This window comes from Methylobacterium sp. 190mf (assembly GCF_900107945.1).
Taxonomy (GTDB): Bacteria; Pseudomonadota; Alphaproteobacteria; order Rhizobiales; family Beijerinckiaceae; genus Methylobacterium.
Window position 1 is genome coordinate 1 of the sequence record NZ_FNVI01000081.1, and the last position, 1,259, is coordinate 1,259.

Sequence of the window (1,259 nt, forward strand, 5' to 3'; positions counted from 1 at the left end):
GGATACTGCGTAGTGGCCGTCATGCAGGCTTGCAGGCCGGCCTCCAGATCCGCCTTGAGCAGCGAGGCCACGCTCGCGTTCGGATCGACGAGGCGGTCGCAGCTATTCTCCCCCGGGGCCTCACTCACCTGTGATTTCGGATGGAAGTAGAACTCGCCGAGCAGCTGATCGTAGTAGCTCGGGATCTGGCTCCGGCCGGTCCCAGACAGCGCGGCTTGACGCACCTCAGCCCGGAGGCGCTGCACCATGGGCCTGATCTCAAGGCCATCCTGATCGAGGAGGGTCAGGAGCTTGCGCGTGAAAAGGCCGTTGGGGTTGGTATCCTCGGAGCCGAGATTGTCGATCGCCTGCTCGCCGACGCCAGCGGAGAAGATCACAAAGGTGCCGCGCGGCGGGTCTACGCGGCCCAGTCCTCGTGTCGAACCCAGCGATCTCGTTGTCCCGCCGCTATTCGCCTCGCGGAAGGGATTGTCACGGCACGCATCGAGGATGACCAGGGTGACGCGGGCGGAGCGAGCCTCCAGGTCGAGGAGGAGGTCCGTCAAGTTTGCCCCTTCAGTTCGGAGCATGCGCTCCTGATCCGGTGACAGAGCCGGGATGTCTATGGGCAGCAGGTAATTCGATCCGTTCAACTCGACGCCGTGCCCGGCATAGTAGACGAGCGCCTCGCTGCCTGGCTCGATCCGCGCAAGGAAGGTCGTGACCGCCTGGTTCATGCTGCGGCGGTCGAGGTCCGTCACGTACAGGACCTCGTAGCCGACCTTCTCAAGCTTTGCCGCTATTGCAGCGGCATCGTTCTTGGCATTCTTGAGAGAAGGGACGTTGCGGTAGGCACCATTGCCTATGACGAGAGCGAACCGCTTGGCTGCCGTGTTAGTTGTACTTTGTGTGACAACGTTCGTGGTCGGCCGCTCCTGTGCATGGAGCTGGGTGATGTGCTCAGAAAATAAGAGTGCGTACGCAGAAAATACGCAGAATAATAGCGTCGATACTCTTCTGAGTTCACTTATTGTTGCCGACATCCCCCGATCCACAAGCGCGGGTTTGATATCGTTAACTTATGGCGTAAGACTTGGCCATTGAAAAGCGGGTGCGGTGATGGCTCACAAACTTCGGGGCCTTGGGCGTTCCATTTCGGCGCTCGTGTGCTTGGTGGGCCTCATCGGAGGACCAGTTTTCGCTCAACCTGCCGATGGGGACGCGGACGAGCAGGGGACCGGGGTACAGCCCCTTTCTGCGGAGGAATTCGCGCGCCTGCC

General features: G+C 61.0%; 1 protein-coding gene. It reads right to left on the bottom strand.

The window, feature by feature from the left end; genetic code table 11:
* The coding region (locus C4T42_RS31305; RefSeq protein WP_146074113.1) for a caspase family protein at window positions 1–1,022 on the bottom strand (1,022 nt) is incomplete at its 3' end.
* Window positions 1,023–1,259: the final 237 nt, after the last annotated feature.